General features: G+C 50.4%; 20 protein-coding genes. 15 read left to right on the forward strand and 5 right to left on the reverse strand.

Annotated elements, in window-relative coordinates:
• Nucleotides 1-55 precede the first annotated feature (55 nt).
• Nucleotides 56-1,030, reverse strand: a complete 975-nt coding sequence (gene hemB, locus OOJ59_RS00940) for a porphobilinogen synthase (protein WP_160955592.1) — start codon at nucleotides 1,028-1,030, stop codon at nucleotides 56-58.
• A 502-nt stretch (nucleotides 1,031-1,532) separates the two neighbouring features.
• Here hemB and OOJ59_RS00945 point away from each other — a divergent pair.
• On the forward strand, nucleotides 1,533-4,376 hold the full coding sequence (locus tag OOJ59_RS00945; protein WP_160955591.1) for an autotransporter outer membrane beta-barrel domain-containing protein: 2,844 nt from the start codon (nucleotides 1,533-1,535) through the stop codon (nucleotides 4,374-4,376).
• 83 nt (nucleotides 4,377-4,459) lie between these two features.
• Nucleotides 4,460-5,083 (forward strand): hydrogen peroxide resistance inhibitor IprA, encoded by a 624-nt coding sequence (gene iprA / locus OOJ59_RS00950; protein ID WP_069323929.1) that lies wholly within the window; start codon nucleotides 4,460-4,462, stop codon nucleotides 5,081-5,083.
• Nucleotide 5,084: 1 nt separating this feature from the next.
• On the opposite strand, the gene ampH is transcribed toward iprA, so the two are convergent.
• On the reverse strand, nucleotides 5,085-6,242 hold the full coding sequence (ampH, locus tag OOJ59_RS00955) for a D-alanyl-D-alanine-carboxypeptidase/endopeptidase AmpH (RefSeq protein WP_038638090.1): 1,158 nt from the start codon (nucleotides 6,240-6,242) through the stop codon (nucleotides 5,085-5,087).
• Between the two features lie 384 nt (nucleotides 6,243-6,626).
• Between ampH and sbmA the strand changes: the two genes are divergently transcribed.
• Nucleotides 6,627-7,847: a peptide antibiotic transporter SbmA gene (sbmA, locus tag OOJ59_RS00960; RefSeq protein ID WP_038638093.1), complete on the forward strand. Its 1,221-nt coding sequence runs from the start codon at nucleotides 6,627-6,629 to the stop codon at nucleotides 7,845-7,847.
• 14 nt (nucleotides 7,848-7,861) lie between these two features.
• Nucleotides 7,862-8,965: a DUF1615 domain-containing protein gene (locus OOJ59_RS00965; protein WP_069323930.1), complete on the forward strand. Its 1,104-nt coding sequence runs from the start codon at nucleotides 7,862-7,864 to the stop codon at nucleotides 8,963-8,965.
• Here the strand turns inward: OOJ59_RS00965 and OOJ59_RS00970 are convergent.
• A complete protein-coding gene (locus OOJ59_RS00970) occupies nucleotides 8,950-9,273 on the reverse strand; it encodes a YaiY family protein (protein ID WP_069323931.1) in 324 nt (107 codons plus the stop codon). The genes OOJ59_RS00965 and OOJ59_RS00970 overlap by 16 nt on opposite strands.
• Nucleotides 9,274-9,536: 263 nt before the next feature.
• On the opposite strand from OOJ59_RS00970, the gene OOJ59_RS00975 reads away from it, so the two are divergent.
• Entirely contained in the window at nucleotides 9,537-9,761 is a 225-nt protein-coding gene (locus OOJ59_RS00975) for a DUF2754 domain-containing protein (protein ID WP_038638102.1), read from the forward strand.
• 21 nt (nucleotides 9,762-9,782) lie between these two features.
• On the opposite strand, the gene ddlA is transcribed toward OOJ59_RS00975, so the two are convergent.
• Complete coding sequence (gene ddlA / locus OOJ59_RS00980; RefSeq protein WP_038643049.1) at nucleotides 9,783-10,877, reverse strand: D-alanine--D-alanine ligase; 1,095 nt, start codon at nucleotides 10,875-10,877, stop codon at nucleotides 9,783-9,785.
• A 301-nt stretch (nucleotides 10,878-11,178) separates the two neighbouring features.
• On the opposite strand from ddlA, the gene OOJ59_RS00985 reads away from it, so the two are divergent.
• From OOJ59_RS00985 to adrA, 5 genes are all read left to right on the forward strand, one after another.
• Nucleotides 11,179-12,375: a multidrug efflux MFS transporter gene (locus tag OOJ59_RS00985; RefSeq protein ID WP_069323932.1), complete on the forward strand. Its 1,197-nt coding sequence runs from the start codon at nucleotides 11,179-11,181 to the stop codon at nucleotides 12,373-12,375.
• Nucleotides 12,376-12,624: 249 nt separating this feature from the next.
• Complete coding sequence (locus OOJ59_RS00990) at nucleotides 12,625-12,870, forward strand: sigma-S stabilization anti-adapter protein IraP (RefSeq protein WP_038638107.1); 246 nt, start codon at nucleotides 12,625-12,627, stop codon at nucleotides 12,868-12,870.
• Between the two features lie 99 nt (nucleotides 12,871-12,969).
• Complete coding sequence (gene phoA, locus OOJ59_RS00995; protein WP_038638110.1) at nucleotides 12,970-14,385, forward strand: alkaline phosphatase; 1,416 nt, start codon at nucleotides 12,970-12,972, stop codon at nucleotides 14,383-14,385.
• 98 nt (nucleotides 14,386-14,483) lie between these two features.
• Entirely contained in the window at nucleotides 14,484-14,804 is a 321-nt protein-coding gene (psiF, locus tag OOJ59_RS01000) for a phosphate starvation-inducible protein PsiF (RefSeq protein WP_038638114.1), read from the forward strand.
• Nucleotides 14,805-14,895: 91 nt separating this feature from the next.
• The gene (gene adrA, locus OOJ59_RS01005) at nucleotides 14,896-16,011 is read left to right on the forward strand and encodes a diguanylate cyclase AdrA (protein WP_087857028.1); all 1,116 of its coding nucleotides are present in this window, start codon (nucleotides 14,896-14,898) and stop codon (nucleotides 16,009-16,011) included.
• Between the two features lie 17 nt (nucleotides 16,012-16,028).
• On the opposite strand, the gene proC is transcribed toward adrA, so the two are convergent.
• Nucleotides 16,029-16,838: a pyrroline-5-carboxylate reductase gene (proC, locus tag OOJ59_RS01010; RefSeq protein WP_038638118.1), complete on the reverse strand. Its 810-nt coding sequence runs from the start codon at nucleotides 16,836-16,838 to the stop codon at nucleotides 16,029-16,031.
• A 273-nt stretch (nucleotides 16,839-17,111) separates the two neighbouring features.
• Between proC and OOJ59_RS01015 the strand changes: the two genes are divergently transcribed.
• The 5 genes from OOJ59_RS01015 (at nucleotide 17,112) to ppnP (ending at nucleotide 19,797) form a co-directional block, all read left to right on the forward strand.
• Nucleotides 17,112-17,567 carry a YaiI/YqxD family protein gene (locus OOJ59_RS01015; protein WP_038638120.1) on the forward strand — a complete coding sequence of 152 codons (456 nt, stop codon included), beginning with the start codon at nucleotides 17,112-17,114 and terminating at the stop codon, nucleotides 17,565-17,567.
• Between the two features lie 185 nt (nucleotides 17,568-17,752).
• On the forward strand, nucleotides 17,753-18,298 hold the full coding sequence (gene aroL, locus OOJ59_RS01020; RefSeq protein ID WP_085047654.1) for a shikimate kinase AroL: 546 nt from the start codon (nucleotides 17,753-17,755) through the stop codon (nucleotides 18,296-18,298).
• A 26-nt stretch (nucleotides 18,299-18,324) separates the two neighbouring features.
• Entirely contained in the window at nucleotides 18,325-18,516 is a 192-nt protein-coding gene (gene yaiA, locus OOJ59_RS01025) for a protein YaiA (RefSeq protein WP_038638127.1), read from the forward strand.
• 247 nt (nucleotides 18,517-18,763) lie between these two features.
• Complete coding sequence (locus tag OOJ59_RS01030; RefSeq protein WP_038638130.1) at nucleotides 18,764-19,441, forward strand: AroM family protein; 678 nt, start codon at nucleotides 18,764-18,766, stop codon at nucleotides 19,439-19,441.
• A 71-nt stretch (nucleotides 19,442-19,512) separates the two neighbouring features.
• Nucleotides 19,513-19,797: a pyrimidine/purine nucleoside phosphorylase gene (ppnP, locus tag OOJ59_RS01035; RefSeq protein WP_038638136.1), complete on the forward strand. Its 285-nt coding sequence runs from the start codon at nucleotides 19,513-19,515 to the stop codon at nucleotides 19,795-19,797.
• Nucleotides 19,798-19,806: the final 9 nt, after the last annotated feature.

The following is a 19,806-nucleotide window of genomic DNA, read 5'->3' on the forward strand; positions in this document are numbered from 1 at the left end:
GGACCTGGCGATAACAGGCCGGATAAGGCGAAGCCGCCATCCGGCACAAGGTCAATTAACGCAGGATTTTTTTCTCAGCCAGATCCAGCGCAAAGTAGCTGAAGATCAGATCCGCGCCCGCGCGTTTGATCGAACCTAAGCTTTCCAGCACCACTTTCTCTTCATCGATAGCACCCGCCATCGCCGCGAACTTGATCATCGCGTATTCACCGCTGACCTGATAAGCGCCAATTGGCAATTCGGTGCGTTCGCGGATATCGCGCAGAATATCGAGGTACGCGCCGGCCGGTTTCACCATCAGGCAGTCTGCACCCTGGGCTTCATCCAGCAGTGATTCGCGAATCGCCTCGCGGCGGTTCATCGGGTTCATCTGATAGGTTTTACGATCGCCCTTCAGCGCTGTACCTGCCGCTTCACGGAACGGGCCATAGAAAGAAGAGGCAAACTTAGTTGAGTAGGACATTATCGCGGTATCGGTGAAGCCCGCAGCATCCAGCGCCTGGCGAATCGCCTGCACCTGACCATCCATTGCGGCGGAAGGGGCGATGAAATCTGCACCCGCAGCGGCAGCAACGACTGCCTGTTTGCCGAGGTTGGCAAGGGTTAAATCATTATCGACGCCGTGATCGCACAACACGCCGCAGTGACCATGCGAGGTGTACTCACAGAAGCAGGTGTCGGACATGACGATCATTTCCGGTACGGTCTGCTTACAGATACGCGACATGCGCGCCACCAGACCATCTTCTTTCCAGGCATCACTGCCGGTGTCGTCGGTGTGGTGGGAAATGCCGAAGGTCATGACCGAACGGATACCTGCGGTGGCAATGCGTTCAATTTCGCGCGCCAGGTATTTCTCTGGAATGCGCATCACGCCCGGCATGGCGTCGATGGCTTTGTAATCGTCGAGTTCTTCTTCAACAAAGATCGGCAACACCAGGTCATTTAAGCTGAGTGTTGTCTCTTCAAACATAGCGCGTAGCGCAGGAGATTTGCGCAGGCGGCGAGGGCGATGGATTAGGTCTGTCATGGTATGCCTGATGTTTGTGGAATTGAAGGTCGCAGTATACCTGAACCTGAGGGCGGGTGGTTTACGAAAGTTGGCGTTATGCGAGTGAGGTTCCACTCTTAATAACCTCTTTTACATATATGCTATTTATATTTTTGCGATGTTAATTATTTTAGATATCGATTGGTTTTAATCTTGGTTCCGCTTTGTTTAATGTTTAATTAAGTTGCGAGGGGGTGGCGGTATTTATTGCTTGCGTTTTTTATTTCTTTTTAAATGATAGGGTAAGTGTATGTGTTGGAGGTTTTTATTATTTTAATGCTCTGAATTTAAAGGTGTTTTAATTCTTCTTATAGAATTTTCTTAATTGTCTTATTTATGGTCTGCTTTCGGACTTAAGGCAAAGAATAATTGAACCTTTCATCCATGACGCCGCATAATCCTTCCTGCGAAACATAAAATGTTTTCTTTGCATTGATAATTGATGGATCAACAATATTACGTCCCTGAGGAGGGATGACAAATGCACACCTGGAAAAAGAAACTCGTAGTCTCACAATTAGCATTAGCCTGCACTTTGGCAATCACTTCTCAGGCAAATGCTACCACTTACGATACCTTTGGTTTTCACGACGATACGACCACATATAACACGTCAGATGCTGACTACATGACCTACAGTGGTTATGTTTATAACAACGCAGCAACCGATAGCAGCTATTTCGACACCTCATTCTCTGGCGATACGGTGAATGGCGTTGTTTCGACGTATTATCTGAACCGCGATTATGCAGACGATACGGCAAATACCGTGAATGTAACCAATTCCACGATTCACGGTATGATTACCTCTAAGCAGGTATCTGGCTTTAATGATGCGATTGCGCATGACTGGGTTGACGGTGATATCTTCACATTAAATATCAATAACTCGACGATTGATGATGACTATGAAGCATTTTATTACACCGATACCTATCTGGATGGCACAACATCGAAGTCAGTCTACGAAACATATTCTGTAGCTGGACTGGGAACGGCGGTAACGCTGGATGTCGAAAGCGCTATCAATATTAGTAATAATTCACATGTTGCAGGTATTAGCCTGGAGCAGGGTGATACCACCAATGCGGCGTATACCACTGGCGCAACTCAGTGGGATAACACCATTACGGTAAATGACTCAACCGTCACGTCGGGTTCTTATACTGCTGATGAATCAACGGGGCACTTTGGTAACTCTGCAGAGCCGAGTGATTACAGTAATTCTTCAACTCAGGATGATGCTGCACTATCGTTCACAGATAACAGCGCTTCTGCTAATCGTATGGTAAACACCGTCACGCTGAACAATTCTCAGTTGTTAGGCGATGTTATGTTTACGAGTACCTGGAACAGCAATTTTGATTCCGCTGGCCATCTGGTTGATGGTTCTACTTCAGATTATACCCACGGCGGCTGGGATGATGACGATCAAAACGTCGATCACCTGACTCTGACGCTGAATAATAGCAGTTGGACGGGGGCAGCCAATATTGACTATGACACCGTGACCCCTTCACAGTTCTATGATATTGCAGCTAACAGCTTAGATCCAAATGCGACAAGTTCTGATAACTGGAACCGTGTTAACAGTGCAAACTCCTTCCAGAGCGGTATATTTGATATCGCACTGAATAATGGATCTGTATGGAATACCACGAAAACGTCTCTGATTGATACCCTGGCTATCAACAGCGGTTCTCAGGTTAATGTTGCCGACGGTTCCAGCGTAACGTCTGATTCCATTACCCTGAACGGTGCTTCTACGATGAATATCGGCGAAGACGGCGCGGTTGATACCGATCACCTGACGATTGACACTAACAGTACCGTGATGTTGTCTGATGACGTTAGCTCTGCATGGTCAGGGGCTGCTTTGTATGCCAACACCATTACCGCAACCAACGGCGGTATGCTGAATGTCGAAACCAGCAATAATGGCGCTTCCAGTCTGTTTACCGTCGGTACGCTGGAACTGACAAGCGGAAATGTGGCTGATAACAACGGCAACGTGTACGCCGGTGTATTCAATATTAACAGCAACAACTACGTACTGAATTCAGATCTCGTCAACGATCGTACCTGGGACACCACTCAGGCTAATTATGGTTACGGTATCATCGCGATGAATTCTGATGGTCACCTGACCGTCAACGGGAATGGTGATATCAATAGCGGCGACGAAGCTGATGCCAGCAGCACCAGCGATAACGTTGTTGCTGCAACCGGTAACTACAAAGTTCGCATTGATAACGCAACGGGTGCAGGTTCTGTTGCTGATTATAAAGGCAAAGAGCTGATTTACGTTGATGACGTAAACACCAACGCCACCTTCTCTGCAGCCAATAAAGCTGACCTGGGCGCTTACACCTATCAGGCACAGCAGCAGGGGAACACCGTTGTTCTGCTGCAGATGGAGCTGACGGACTACGCTAACATGGCACTGAGCATCCCCTCTGCCAACACCAATATCTGGAACCTGGAACAAGATACCGTGGGTACTCGTCTGACCAACGCACGTCATGGTCTGGTTGATAACGGTGGCGCATGGGTCAGCTACTTCGGTGGTAGCTTCGACGCGGATAACGGCACCATTAACTACGATCAGGATGTTAACGGCATCATGGTCGGTGTTGATTCCAAAATTGATGGTAACAACGCGAAGTGGATTGTCGGTGCCGCGGCAGGCTTTGCCAAAGGAGATATGAGCGACCGTACCGGTCAAGTGGATCAGGACAGCCAGACTGCCTATATCTACTCTTCTGCTCGTTTTGCCAACAATCTCTTTGTTGACGGTAACTTAAGCTACTCTCACTTCAACAACGATTTGTCTGCCAGCATGAGCAACGGTCAGTACGTTGATGGTAGTACTTCTTCTGATGCCTGGGGCTTTGGCTTGAAACTGGGTTATGACCTGACGCTGGGTGACGCTGGCTACGTAACGCCTTATGGTAGTGTATCCGGCCTGTTCCAGTCTGGTGATGACTATAAGCTGAGCAACGACATGAAAGTTGACGGTCAGTCTTATGACAGCATGCGCTATGAACTGGGGGTTGATACAGGTTATACCTTCGCGTACAGCGATGACCAGGCGCTGACCCCGTTCTTCAAACTGGCCTATGTTTACGATGACTCGAACAACGATTCTGACATAAACGGCGACTCTATCGACAATGGCGTAGAAGGTTCTGCGGTACGTGTCGGACTGGGTACGCAGTTCAGCTTTACCAAAAACTTCAGCGCGTACACCGATGCTAATTATCTCGGTGGTGGCGATGTCGATCAAGACTGGTCTGCCAATGTTGGTGTTAAATATACCTGGTAAGAAATCTATCATAGAGAAAAAATAATTTAATCTGGAAAATGCCCGTCACGGATTTGACGGGCATTTATTGCAAGGAACGAGCAATGTTATCTACGAATAAACCTCTTCCTGAATTTAGTAAGCTTGATAAATGTTTATCGAAATATGGCAAGCACTTTGAATGTGATAACGATAAAGAAACTATATATTCCAGTGAGGTAAATAACGATGATACCGTTATTATTTTAAGTGGTGTAGTTTCCCTGAGACGCGGGGAGAATGTACTCGTCGGCATTGCGCAGGCACCATTTATTATGGGGCTTTCAGATGGTGTGATGAAAACCGATGTACAATACAGATTAATGACCGAAAGTTATTGTACGGGATATCATCTTCCTGCCTTACAAACGATTAATATAATTGAACAATGCCAGCTTTGGCGCGAAGCATTCTGCTGGTTGGCCTGGCAGAACCGCATGCTTGAAATGCGCGATCTGCAGCTGATTGGTAATAACTCCTACGATCAGATCCGCGCGACGTTGATATCCATGACGAAATGGGACGAAGGCCTGCGTTCGCGTATCGGCGTTATGAACTATATTCACCAACGCACACGAATTTCACGCTCAGTTGTCGCTGAGGTCCTCGCGGCATTGCGTAAGGGGGGTTACATTGAAATGAATAAAGGCAAACTGGTGAGCATTAAACGTTTGCCTTTTGAGTATTGAATCAGGATGCGGGAATAACCTGCGGTTTGTTTCCGCTCAACTCTGTGACCAGATCGTTAATACCGTCACTCATATTGGTAAAGCGCGTCAGCGGAGAACGGGTCACCACGACAAATGCCCCAACGTTTTTCTGCGGGATCATTGCCATATAGGTAATAAAACCACCGCCACCACCGGTTTTTTGAATAATTCCCGGGCGGCCATTCTTCGGTGCCATATACACCCAGCCCAAACCAAGCGCATCGGCTTTGCCCGGAACGTCCATCCCTATCACTTTGGTTAACTGCGTACGCTGATAAATCAGCGTCTGCATACGGTCGGCTTGCTGGCTGCGATGATAAAAATCAGAAGAGAGATACTGTTGCATCCAGCGCATCATATCGCCGGGCGTTGAATAGACGCCGCCGCTACCCATTGCCGCCAGGGTATTGTTACAAGGGCTGGCACCTTTTTCCGCGACCATCAGACGTCTGCACTGATCCGGGGATGGGGTAAAGGTGGTGTCTTTCATTCCCAGCGGTCGGGTGATTTTTTCTTCAAACACCTGCGGATAAGGCTTACCGGCGGCTGTCCCCAACGCGTCGGCCAGCAGGTCGAATGCCAGATTCGAATAAGAAGCCTGAGAACCTGGCGCGGCTTTAAGCGTGGCGGTTGAGAGATAGCTCCAGCGTTGTTCGCGGGTTGGCCAGACAAACACCGGGCGATGTGCTGCGCCGCCAGGCTGTTCGCGCGGCAGCGCGCTGGTATGCGTCGCCAGATTCACCAACGTGATTGGCGTTCCCTGATAAGTCGGCACGCGTGCGCCAGGTGGTGCATATTTACTCAAGGGATCGTTGAGTTTAACCGTGCCCTGATCGAGTAATTTCACCAGCACTTCGCTGGTCATTAATTTAGTGATAGAGGCAATGCGAATCACGGAATCCAGTTGTGGATGAACATTATTGCCGGGGCGCGTTTCACCGAAGCTACGAAATACGCGTTGATTACCATCAATCACCACGAGCGCCATCCCCGTAGCACCACTGCCGTAAAATATATGGTCGGCATAACGATCGACGATATCTGAGGCGAAGACCGGATCGGTTATAGGCTGTGCCGCCTGGACAGATGTCAATGACGCCGCACACAGCGCGGCAGAAAAAAGCAGACTACGTTTCAACGGTGGTGTCCATGAGTTAGAAAAAGTGAAAAAGGATGTCGTGCGTATGCGTATTTATACTACTCAACGGCGTATTGCAAAGCGCTTATCAGCCAATAATAGTGTGAAAAACGTAACGATGAGTAAACGTGAGTGTTTCCCGGATTGTGGATGTTCGCTTTTGTGATCTCACGCTGTGATAATCTGCACATGCTGGAACGTTGTCGAGTGTGAAAACCACAGAAACAATTCTTCATCGCCGTGGGGCGAACTATGTGCCACGGTTTTGGTCACAATTGTCGGTTTCAGCTTGTGTTTTTTGGCGTAAGCCGTCTCGCCGCCGCATTTCCCGGTGGCAAACGCACAGCAGTCGTCATAACGATAAGAAGTTAGCAGGAGAGCACTATGTTTAAGTCTTTTTTCCCAAAGCCGGGACCGTTCTTTATTTCGGCATTTATTTGGGCACTGGTCGCTGTTGTATTCTGGCAAGCAGGTGGGGGAGCCTGGGTGGCGCGCATTACCGGCGCGTCGGGGGATGTACCGATTAGCGCGGCGCGTTTCTGGTCGCTGGATTACCTGATTTTTTATGCTTACTACATTCTTTGCGTTGGGGTGTTCGCGCTGTTCTGGTTTCTCTACAGCCCGCACCGCTGGCAGTATTGGTCCATTCTCGGTACCTCGCTGATAATTTTTGTGACCTGGTTTCTGGTTGAGGTCGGCGTCGCCGTCAACGCCTGGTATGCGCCATTCTACGATCTCATTCAAACCGCGCTCAGCGCACCGCATAAGGTGAAAATTGAGCAGTTCTATAATGAAGTGGGGATCTTTCTCGGCATTGCGCTGATTGCCGTGGTCATTGGCGTGATGAACAATTTCTTCGTCAGTCACTATGTGTTCCGCTGGCGTACCGCGATGAACGAACACTATATGGCGCACTGGCAGCATCTGCGTCATATCGAAGGCGCAGCACAGCGTGTGCAGGAAGACACCATGCGTTTTGCCTCCACGCTGGAAAATATGGGCGTCAGCTTTATCAACGCCATTATGACGCTGATTGCCTTCTTGCCGGTACTGGTTACGCTGTCGGCGCATGTTCCCGATCTGCCGATTATTGGACATGTTCCTTATGGGCTGGTGATTGCTGCGATTGTCTGGTCGCTGATGGGAACCGGCTTGCTGGCGGTAGTCGGGATCAAACTTCCGGGTCTGGAGTTTAAAAACCAGCGTGTGGAAGCGGCTTACCGTAAAGAACTGGTATACGGTGAAGATGATGCCAGTCGTGCAACGCCGCCGACGGTGCGTGAACTGTTCCATGCGGTGCGGCAAAACTATTTCCGTCTCTATTTTCACTACATGTATTTTAATATCGCCCGTATTCTGTACCTGCAGGTTGATAACGTTTTCGGTTTGTTCCTGCTGTTTCCGTCAATTGTTGCCGGTACGATTACGCTCGGTTTGATGACGCAAATTACTAACGTGTTTGGCCAGGTGCGCGGCTCGTTCCAGTATCTGATTAACTCCTGGACAACCTTAGTTGAACTGATGTCTATCTATAAGCGTCTGCGCAGCTTTGAACGTGAGCTTGATGGCCAGGATATTCAGGAAGTTACCCATACGCTTAGCTAACAAAAGGAGATGTTATGTCGACGGTTTCCCGTCTTTACCCCTGGTCCGGACTGGCAGCATTGGTGCTGGTGGGATGTAGTAGCCAACCCGCGCAGCCGTTAAAAAAAGGGGAGAAAGCCGTCGATGTGGCGAGCGTGGTGCGCCAGAAAATGCCCGCCAGCGTGAAAGACCGGGATGCCTGGGCGCAGGATCTGGCGAAGACGTTTGAAAGTCAGAAGCTGGCGCCAACGGTTGAAAACATCTGTTCGGTGCTGGCGGTCGCGCAACAGGAGTCAAACTACCAGGCTGACCCGGCGGTTCCTGGCTTAAGTAAAATCGCCTGGAAAGAGATCGACCGTCGCGCCGAGCGCATGCATATTCCGCTGTTTGTGGTGCACACTGCGCTGAAGATTAACTCCCCAACGGGGAAAAGCTACAGTGAGCGTCTGGATACGGTGAAGACGGAAAAACAGCTTAGCGCCATCTTTGATGATTTCATCAATATGGTACCGATGGGGCAGACGCTGTTTGGTTCACTGAATCCGGTGCATACCGGCGGACCGATGCAGGTCAGCATTGCGTTTGCCGAGCAGCACGCCAGCGGCTATCCATGGAAAATGGCAGGGACGGTCCGTCAGGAAGTGTTCAGCCGACGCGGCGGACTGTGGTTTGGCACTTATCATCTGCTCAATTATCCGGCGAATTACAGTGCGCCCATCTTCCGCTTTGCAGATTTTAATGCCGGCTGGTACGCCAGCCGCAATGCGGCTTTCCAGAATGCAGTCAGTAAAGCCAGCGGAGTGAAGCTGGCGCTGGACGGGGATTTGATTCTCTACGGCAGCAGCGAGCCGGGGAAAACGGAGCTGGCGGTACGCAAGCTGGCCGGGAAGCTGGGGATGAGCGAGAGTGAGATCCACCGGCAACTGCAAAAGGGCGATAGCCTGGCCTTTGAAGAGACTGCGCTGTACGAGAAGGTCTATAAGCTGGCGGAAGCGAAGAGCGGTAAATCGCTACCTCGTGAAATGCTGCCTGGCATTCAGTTGGAAAGCCCGAAGATCACGCGTAATCTGACGACCGCGTGGTTTGCTAAACGCGTGGACGATCGTCGGGCGAAGTGTATGGCTCAGTCATCGTTATGATGACGGCGGCGCCAGCGGATAATTGTCGCGACGGCGCCAAGAATCAGGCTACCGACCAGGAAAGGGATCAGCCCAAACAGGGTACCGACGCCTAAACCAATTTCAACGCGCGGGCGTCCTGTCTCTTGCATTTGCAACTGCATCAACTGCTCATAGATACCGGGTGCGTGGGCCAGCAAATTTAAAATCTGCGCGCCTGCCCAAAAGCAAAACAGCACAAATATGGCATACGCAATGTTGCCGGGCAGGGAGGAGGTATCCCGATGCTTGCCCTTAAACAGGGATTTTGAGAGCGTAAAATCAGCCATAAAGACCTCCGGAAATAACCTGCTTTTTTGGCGTAATGCCTGTAACTGAGTGTGAGTCTGACAGGTGATTAGGAATGTCAATATCAGAATGTTGGTAATTTCAGGTGGAGATTATTCCTGGATTTCGGTTTTTTGTGGTGTGTCACAATTATTTAACCTTAAGTTAAATTAAGTTACATTTCAGAAATTACGCCTATGCCACAGACGCCCATGGGGAAATGTGCGAGGATGCTTTCCCATGTTGTATATCCACCGGAGCCGTTATGAACCTGCCTGTAAAAATCCGCCGAGACTGGCACTACTATGCCTTCGCTATTGGGCTTATCTTTATTCTGAATGGCGTGGTCGGGTTATTAGGCTTTGAAGCGCAGGGATGGCAAACCTATGCGGTGGGGCTGGTTACCTGGATAATCAGCTTTTGGCTGGCCGGTTTAATTATCCGTCGCCGCGTGGAAAATGAAGATGATGAAGCGAAGGATGCCCAATAGTTATCAGGCATCCTGGCGGGTTTACATACTGGTTTTCAGCGCGCTATCCGCAGCGTGGCGCTCCAGCGCCAGTTCGATCAGACGCGTGATTAAATCGGTATAGCCTAAGCCGCTCGCCTGCCACAGTTTTGGATACATACTGATGTTGGTGAAGCCCGGCAGGGTGTTGATCTCATTGATCACAACGTCGTTGTCTGCGGTTAAGAATACATCTACACGCGCCATGCCGGCACATCCCAGTGTTTGGTACGCCTGAATGGCGATCTGGCGGATCTTGTCGTTAATCTCTGGCGCGATCGCTGCCGGAACAACTACTTTGGCGCCATTATCGTCAATGTATTTGGTGTCGTAAGCGTAAAAATCACTGTTCAGCACGATCTCACCACAGGTGCTGGCCTGCGGATGATCGTTGCCCAGTACCGCGCATTCGATCTCACGGCCTTTGATCCCTTGCTCTACCACGACTTTATGATCGAACTCAAATGCCAGCGCGACAGCCTGGTTGTATTGCGCTTCACTGGTCACTTTGCTAACGCCAACGGACGATCCCTGGTTGGCGGGTTTCACGAACAACGGCAGACCCAGGCGGGATTGCACCTCAGCAAAGCTAATATTGTTGCGGTTCGCGCGAGTGAGTGTAATAAATGGCGCGATATTTAATCCGGCATCGCGCAGCAGACGTTTGGTTACGTCTTTATCCATACAGGCTGCGGAACCCAGGACATCAGAACCGACGAACGGCAGATTCGCTACGCGCAGCATACCCTGCAAAGAGCCATCTTCACCCAGCGTACCGTGGACGATCGGGAAAATAACATCGACCGTCGGCAGCGGCTGACCGTTTTGCGCATCGATCAACTGGTGCTCTTGTTTACCCGGAACCTGAGCCAGGCTGGTCGCGGAAGGACGCAGCGCAATGTGCGCCGGATCGTCTGAATTGAGCAGATAGTTACTGGCATCGCTAACGTGCCATTGCCCTTGTTTATCAATACCTAACAGCACAACGTCAAAGCGAGTCTTGTCGATGGCATCGACAATATTTTTTGCCGATTGCAATGACACTTCATGTTCCGCTGATTTACCACCAAATACGATTCCTACCCGCAACTTTGCCATCTTAAAAACCCATTCCATGAATGCAAAGCACATACATTACCACGACAAAACGCAGGTTTCCTCGGCTTCTGGCAGATTGTTTGTCTGGGCAACAGGGGAATAGATACGCGCAAAAGCGTTGATCTCGCATCAAGCATAATTCCCTGCTTGTATTATGGGTTTGATGTGAGGCGTATCACAAATATGATGAGCGGGAAGATAAAATTCTAAACTGTGATATATCGCACCTGTGGATCCTTATTTGGCTAAGTAATTTGTTAAGCTGCTCGCAGTTTTCAGCTACTTATCGTTATGAGTCCTTATGGAATCCTGGAGAGTAAACCTTATTTCCGTCTGGTTCGGATGCTTTTTTACCGGACTGGCGATTAGCCAAATCCTGCCTTTTTTACCGCTCTATATCTCCCAATTGGGTGTCACCTCGCACGAAGCGCTCTCTATGTGGTCTGGGTTAACGTTCAGCGTCACCTTCCTTATTTCAGCCATTGTTTCACCAATGTGGGGCAGTTTAGCTGACCGTAAAGGACGCAAGCTGATGCTGCTGCGAGCCTCGCTGGGGATGGCGATTGCGATTTTACTGCAGGCATTTGCCACTAACGTCTGGCAGCTTTTTCTGCTGCGCGGGGTGATGGGGTTAACCTCAGGCTATATTCCGAACGCAATGGCGCTGGTAGCATCACAGGTTCCGCGTGAACGCAGCGGATGGGCATTGAGCACGCTTTCTACAGCGCAAATCAGCGGCGTTATTGGCGGTCCGTTAATGGGCGGTTTTATTGCCGACCATATTGGCTTACGGGCGGTGTTCTGTATTACTGCGGCTTTGTTGGTGGTCAGTTTCCTTGTCACGCTGTTTTTGATCAAAGAGGGTGTGCGCCCGACGACCAAAAAAAGCGAACGCCTGAGCGGGAAGGCCGTCTTTGCCTCGCTGCCTTATCCGGCGCTGGTGATCAGCCTGTTTTTTACGACGATGGTGATTCAGCTGTGTAACGGCTCTATCGGGCCAATTCTGGCGCTGTTTATCAAATCAATGGTGCCAGACAGTTCGAATATTGCCTTTCTCAGCGGGCTGATCGCCTCAGTACCTGGCATCTCGGCCCTGATTTCCGCGCCCCGGCTTGGCAAATTAGGCGACCGTATTGGCACTGAGCGGATTTTAATGGCGACGTTGATGTTCGCTGTCGTGCTGTTTTTTGCCATGTCGTGGGTCACCACGCCATTACAGTTGGGGGTATTACGTTTTCTGCTCGGCTTTGCCGACGGCGCGATGTTGCCAGCGGTACAGACGCTACTGGTGAAATACTCCAGCGACCAGATAACCGGGCGTATCTTTGGTTATAACCAGTCATTTATGTACCTGGGCAATGTCGCCGGGCCATTGATGGGAGCAACAGTATCAGCCATGGCGGGATTCCGCTGGGTGTTTATTGCTACGGCGAGTATTGTACTGATTAACATCTGGCAGTTGGCCATCGCGTTGCGACGTCGGCGTCATGCGCGCTGACTTCCTGATAAACAACGCTGCCAGTCGGCGTTGTTTATCGATAATTCTGCATTATATCTCTATGTGATTATTCATAATCTTACCTTTTGATATTGAATGATTCTGCTGTACGTCTCGTCTCTCCCTTATTTTGTGATGTGATTGTTTTCGCAAATAGTTTAATTTCTTCTAAAAATAAAACTTTTATCACCTAGGCAGTTATGAGCCTTAATGTTAACGTGGCTTATATTTTGTTAAGGGAATACGCAAATGAAAAATCTCGTCACTGAGTTGTTGCTTAAGCTCGCCCAAAAAGAAGAAGAGTCACAAAACCTGGCCGCGCAGGTTGAAATGTTAGAGCAGGTAATCACCGAAATGCTGCGCAATATGGCGTGGAGCGATCGGCAAATATTGCTGCGTCAAATTGAAGGGGCTCTGGCAGGTGTCAACCCCGTGCCAGCGTTTATGACGACCCTGCATAACGCTGGCGAAAGCGTGTCAAAACGTTTTGATTAATCTGTGGGACGTCCCCACAAATTATCATAAAAGTGTCACATCAAATACTTATAGTCGCTTTGTTTTAATTTTACCGTATTTATACATGGAGAAAATAAAGTGAAACAAAGCGCACTCGCTATTGCCCTGTTACCTTTGCTGTTTACCCCGATTATTAATGCAGAAACATCTACCGTAGCGGTTATGGATAATCGTGCCGCTCAGGGTGATATCACCACGCCAGGCGGCGCCCGCCGATTGTCAGCCGATCAAACGGCGGCTTTACGCGAATCTCTGAACGATAAACCTGCCAAAAATATCATTTTACTTATTGGCGATGGGATGGGCGATTCAGAAATAACGGCAGCGCGAAATTATGCCGAAGGCGCGGGCGGTTTTTTTAAAGGTATTGATGCCTTACCGTTGACCGGACAATACACGCACTATGCGTTAGATAAGAAAACGGGCAAGCCGGATTATGTGACGGACTCTGCGGCCTCAGCGACGGCGTGGACCACCGGGGTTAAAACTTACAATGGCGCGCTGGGCGTTGATATACATGAAAAAGATCACGCAACAATTTTGGAAATGGCAAAAGCGGCAGGTCTGGCGACGGGCAACGTTTCTACCGCTGAATTGCAGGATGCAACCCCAGCGGCACTGGTTGCTCATGTGACTTCACGTAAGTGCTATGGCCCTGACGTGACCCGTGAAAAATGCCCAACCAATGCCCTGGAAAAAGGCGGCAAAGGGTCAATTACAGAACAATTGCTGAATGCCCGGGCTGACGTCACGTTGGGCGGTGGGGCAAAAACGTTTGCCGAAACCGCTGCGGCAGGGGAGTGGCAGGGTAAAACGTTGCGTGAACAAGCCCTGGCGCGCGGTTATCAGATGGTAAGTGATGCCGCGACGCTGGCTGCGATTACCGAAGCTAACCAGGATAAGCCGTTGCTGGGCTTGTTCTCCGACGGCAACATGCCGGTACGCTGGGAAGGTCCGAAAGCGTCCTATCATGGGAATCTGGATAAACCAGCGGTGACCTGTACGCCAAATCCAAAGCGTGATGACACCGTACCGACGCTGGCGCAGATGACGGATAAAGCGATTGAGCTATTAAGCAAAAATGAGAAAGGTTTCTTCCTGCAAGTTGAAGGGGCATCCATCGATAAACAGGATCACGCCGCCAACCCGTGCGGACAGATTGGTGAAACGGTTGATCTGGACGAAGCGGTACAGCGCGCGCTTGCCTTTGCGAAGCAAGACGGCAACACCCTGGTGGTGGTAACCGCTGACCACGCGCATGCCAGCCAGATTGTCGCGCCTGATACCAAAGCGCCTGGTCTGACTCAGGCACTGAACACCAAAGATGGCGCGGTGATGGTCATCAGCTACGGCAATTCTGAAGAGGAATCTCAGGAGCACACCGGTAGCCAGTTGCGCATCGCCGCTTATGGCCCACATGCGGCGAATGTGGTCGGTCTGACCGATCAAACTGATCTGTTTTACACCATGAAAGCGGCGTTAGGGCTGAAGTAACTCTACCCCCCGGTGACAATAGTTTTGCCGCCGGGTGGTATTTTTATCGTTAGCAGCCAAACTTACCTGTGTGTCGTCGTTCAGAAAAGGATGGTGCTATGAAAATTACATTATTAATGACGCTGCTCTTTGGACTGGTTTTTTTAACTACCGTCGGTGCTGCCGAGAAGACGTTAACCCCGCAACAACAGCGTATGACCACCTGCAATCAGCAGGCAACGGCGCAGGCCTTAAAAGGGGATGCGCGAAAGACGTATATGAGTGATTGCCTGAAAAACAGCAAATCTGCGCCTGAGGAAAAGAGTTTAACCCCACAGCAGCAGAAGATGCGTGAATGCAACGTCAAGGCGACGGAGCAGTCACTGAAAGGCGACGATCGTAACAAGTTTATGAGCGCTTGCCTGAAAAAAGCTGCGTAGCACTTACGGGTGAGCAGGTAAAAACGCTCACCCGAAATTTCATACTCCCGCCAGCAGACCCCTACCTATAATTTGGGAAATTTGTTTCAGAATGTTCCCAAATACGATGAATGATGAAAACTTTTTCCAAAAGAAGGTCGTCGCGGATGAAGCGTTTATATCACTTCATCAAAACGACCACCAACGTTCCGGTCTGCGATTTGCCCGACGGATCAGGCTGCCGCGAGCGGTGGGATTGGGGGGGATGTTTTTCCCTATCGCGTCGGTATTAGTTTCCCAGCCTATTACTGGCGGCTGGTGGCTGTTACTGGTGGGATGGGCATTTGTCTGGCCACATCTGGCCTGGCAGTTGGCAAGTAAAGCAGACGATCCTCTGCATAGTGAATTTACCAATTTAAAAGCCGATGCCATCCTCGCCGGTATGTGGCTGGGAATTATGGGGGCAAACCTGTTGCCGTCCACGGCGCTGCTCATGATTACTTGCATCAACCTGATGGGCGCAGGGGGAATGCGAGTATTCCTCGCGGGCGTCGTGTTGATGGCGGTGTCATGCCTGGTGACGTTACAGTTAACCGATATTCCCGTCGCTGTTAGCAGCAGTCAACTGAGCGTGATGTTATCACTGCCGGTACTGGTGATGTACCCGCTGCTGTTTGCCTGGGTCAGCTATCAGACGATCATCAAGCTGGCGGAACATAAACGCCGCTTACAGGTGATGAGTACGCGAGATGGGATGACCGGCGTTTATAACCGACGTCATTGGGAGTTATTGCTACGCAATGAATTTGATAATTGCCGCCGCTATCAGCGTGATGCCACGTTGCTTATTATTGATATCGACCATTTCAAGAGCATCAATGATACCTGGGGTCATGACGTCGGGGATCAGGCTATTGTCGCGCTGACCCGCCAGTTGCAGATGACTTTACGCGGTAGCGATGTGATTGGCCGTTTTGGTGGTGATGAATTTGCGGTGATTATGTGTGGTACGCCCGCAACCAGCGCAATTGCGGCCATGTCGCGCGTGCATGAACGACTTAGTCAGTTGCGTTTATCCTGCGCTCCGCAGGTCGCCTTACGTATTAGCGTTGGCGTAGCGCCGCTGACTTCTGAAACTGAGCATTATCGGGAATGGTTAAAATCGGCGGATATGGCGCTTTATAAAGCAAAGAATTCCGGACGTAACCGCACCGAAGCGGCGGCCTGACGTCCGGTGATATTAACTCAGGATCGGCTGAGTTTTTCTGACTGTTCCATGCATTTAACCATCGCTTCAATCACTGATGAACGAAAACCGCGTTCTTCCAGGACGCGTACCGCTTCGATAGTGGTGCCGCCTGGCGAGCACACCATATCCTTCAGTTCCCCAGGATGTTTACCCGTTTCCAACACCATTTTTGCCGAGCCCATTACCGCTTGCGCTGCGAATTTATATGCCTGCGCACGGGGCATACCGCCTTGCACGGCGGCGTCCGCCATCGCTTCGATAAACATAAAGACATAGGCCGGTGCAGAACCGCTGACGCCGACAACCGGGTGAATCATCGATTCTGCAATCACTTCTGCTTCGCCAAAGCAGCGGAAGATATTCAGTACGTCGGCCGTATCTTCCGGCGTTACTAAGGCGTTCGGCGTGACGGAGGTCATTCCGGCATTAACCAGTGACGGGGTATTAGGCATTGCGCGAATGATTTTGCGATCATGACCCAGCGCACGGGCGAGCTGATCGAGGGTAACACCAGCGGCAATCGAGACAACCAGAGAGTCTTTGTTCAGGCTGGAGGTGATTTCACTCAGTACCTTAATCATGATGCCTGGTTTTACGGCCCCAAAAACAATGTCGGCGATTTGCGCGACTTCTTGCGCAGACTGCGCTGCATTAATGCCATACTGGTCGTGCAACGCAGCGACTTTATCGGGGGAAGGGGTATAAACCCAGATTTGTCCCGGGAGAACCTGGCCGCTGGCGATCATGCCGCCAAGAATTGCTTTGCCCATATTACCGCAGCCGATAAAACCAATTTTTTTGTCCATCTTGTCACTCCCTATGGATGATATTCATTGTTTTATACCCGTCATACTTCAAGTTGCATGTGCGTTGGCTGCGTTCGCTCACCCGAATCACTTACCAGAGTAAGCTCATCGGGACTCACTCTCTTGCCGCCTGCCTGCAACCCGAATTATTTAGGGTAAATCTGGGAAAGCTAAGCTTAGCGCGGAATGAATATGTGCAGAAGGAGAAACAGCACTTTGCCTGCAAGTAAAAGCACGAGACAATGCGCGATTACACACGATTGGGGAGAGATTATGACAATATGGGTGGATGCCGACGCGTGTCCGAACGTGATTAAAGAAATTTTATACCGCGCCTCTGAGCGCATGCAGATGCCGCTTATTCTGGTAGCGAACCAGAATTTGCGCGTCCCGTCTTCGCGTTTTATCCGTACATTACGCGTTCCCGCCGGGTTTGACGTTGCTGATAACGAGATTGTACGACAATGTAGCGCCGGTGATTTAGTGATCACGGCGGATATTCCGCTGGCTGCTGAAGCCATTGAAAAAGGGGCGGCAGCGCTTAATCCACGCGGCGAACGTTATACCGAAGCGACGATCCGAGAACGTCTGATGATGCGTGATTTTATGGATACGCTACGCGCCAGCGGCATCCAGACCGGGGGACCGGATAGCCTTTCTCCCCGTGACCGACAGCATTTTGCGGCTGAGCTGGATAAGTGGTGGCTGGAAGTTCAGCGCAGAAAATAGTACCTGTAATTTATTTTTTACACTTTCATCCATGTGAATTCTTGTTATAGTAGGGTTTAATTGACACCATCACTGTTTGTGTAATTTTTTCTTTACGATTTGGTGGTGTACTAGTTTGATGATATGATTATATCTTTAATTGCATCAGATCCCGCTCGTCGGCGGTTCTCTGGGGAAATTCTGTGATGACGCAACCTCTTTTTCTTGTGGGCCCCCGGGGGTGTGGAAAAACGACAATCGGTATGGCGCTGGCGAAGGCTGTCGATTACCAGTTCGTTGATACCGATCGCTGGTTGCAGTCGCACGTGCAGATGACCGTAGCGGAAATCGTCGAAAGAGAAGGATGGGAAGGGTTTCGTGCCCAGGAAACGACCGCTCTGCAGGCCGTCACGGCTCCGACAACGGTTGTTGCGACCGGTGGCGGCATCATTCTGACCGAATTTAATCGTCATTATATGCGTAGCCACGGTGTGGTTATCTATTTAAGCGCGCCGGTATCGGTACTGGTTGATCGTCTGGAGGCTACGCCTGAAGAGGGGTTGCGCCCAACCTTAACCGGCAAGCCGCTGACTGAAGAAGTAGAGGAAGTGCTTGCCCAGCGTGATGTTCTGTACCGTGCAGCGGCGCATTATATTGTTGATGCGACCAATCCGCCTTCGCAGGTGGTGGACGACATTCTTGGGATACTGTCGCAGGCAGCGCCACGCTTACAGGGTGGTGTCTATACTTAAAGCTCATTCAGACAAAAGGAAGAGCTATGCCGACAAAACCACCTTATCCGCGTCAAGCAACCATTGTTACCGTTGAAAAGGGGACGCCAGGCCAGACGGTAACCTGGTATCAACTTCGCGCCGATCACCCAGAACCGAATTCGCTGATCAGTGAGCATCCTTCCGCTCAGGAAGCCATGGATGCTAAAAAACGCTACGAAGATCCCGATAAAGACTGATATTAAGCACCGTCCTGGCACGAGTCTGAAAAGTGCCAGGACGGGCGTACATCACATTTTTTTAAATATCGCCGTATACAGTAAAAATTGAAAATTAAACAATAACAATACAGTACTGGAATGATTTGGAATCTTTACAAAATAGACCGCCGATCTGCTGCTACGCTTTTGAGCGTTTGTAGCACAGGTCAGCGCCCGGCAATTATTCGGGAATTCACAGCAAAGTAAGAAGACGGTGGAGCAAAAAATGGGTACGTCGTTGGCTATCCTCACGATTGGCGTGGTGCCGATGCGTGAGGTGTTACCGCTCCTGACGGAATATATTGATGAGCAGCACATCACTCACCACAGTCTGCTGGGGCAGATGCGGCGAGAGGATGTGATGGCCGAGTACGGCGTCTCTCCCGGTGACGAGCCGCTTTTAACGCTGCTCAGCGACCATCAGCTTGCCCATGTTTCGCGCCAGAAAGTGGAACGATCACTCCAAGGTATCGTAGAAGTACTCGATAATCAGGGCTTTGACGTGATCCTGCTGATGAGTACGGCCTCAATTGCCCGCCTGACCGCCCGCAAGAGTATGTTACTGGAACCTTTACGTATAATTCCTCCACTGGTCGCCTCGATTGTGGAAGGGCATCAGGTCGGGGTTCTTGTCCCCGTCACGGAATTGCTTAAAGCCCAGACGCAAAAATGGCAGGTGTTGCAAACGCCGCCAGTGTATGCCGTGGCGAATCCGATTCACGGTTCCGAACAACAACTGATTGATGCCGGTAAAGAATTGCTTGAGCAAGGCGCGGATGTGATCATGCTGGATTGTCTGGGTTTTAATCAACGTCATCGCGATTTACTGCAAAAATCGCTGGATGTCCCGGTTCTGCTGTCCAATGTGCTGATCGCCCGGCTGGCTTCGGAATTGCTTGCGTAATTTTGCGTGACAGGTGGAACGCCAGCCCCCTATATTGGTTATTAACTTAATCACAAGATAGGGCCAGTTGTATGCTTCAAAGTAATGAATACTTTTCCGGCAAAGTAAAATCCATCGGTTTTACCAGCAGCAGTACTGGCCGTGCCAGTGTTGGCGTGATGGCTGAAGGCGAATACACCTTTGGTACTGCGGCGCCTGAAGAGATGACGGTCGTCAGCGGCGCACTGAACGTGCTGCTGCCGGGGGAAACTGAGTGGAAAGTCTATGCCGCAGGGGACGTGTTTAACGTACCAGGCAGCAGCGAGTTTCATCTGCAGGTGGCAGAGCCAACATCCTATCTTTGCCGCTACCTGTAAGCGTAAAAG

This window comes from Citrobacter sp. W9 (genome assembly GCF_026719375.1).
Taxonomy (GTDB): domain Bacteria; phylum Pseudomonadota; class Gammaproteobacteria; order Enterobacterales; family Enterobacteriaceae; genus Citrobacter; species Citrobacter werkmanii.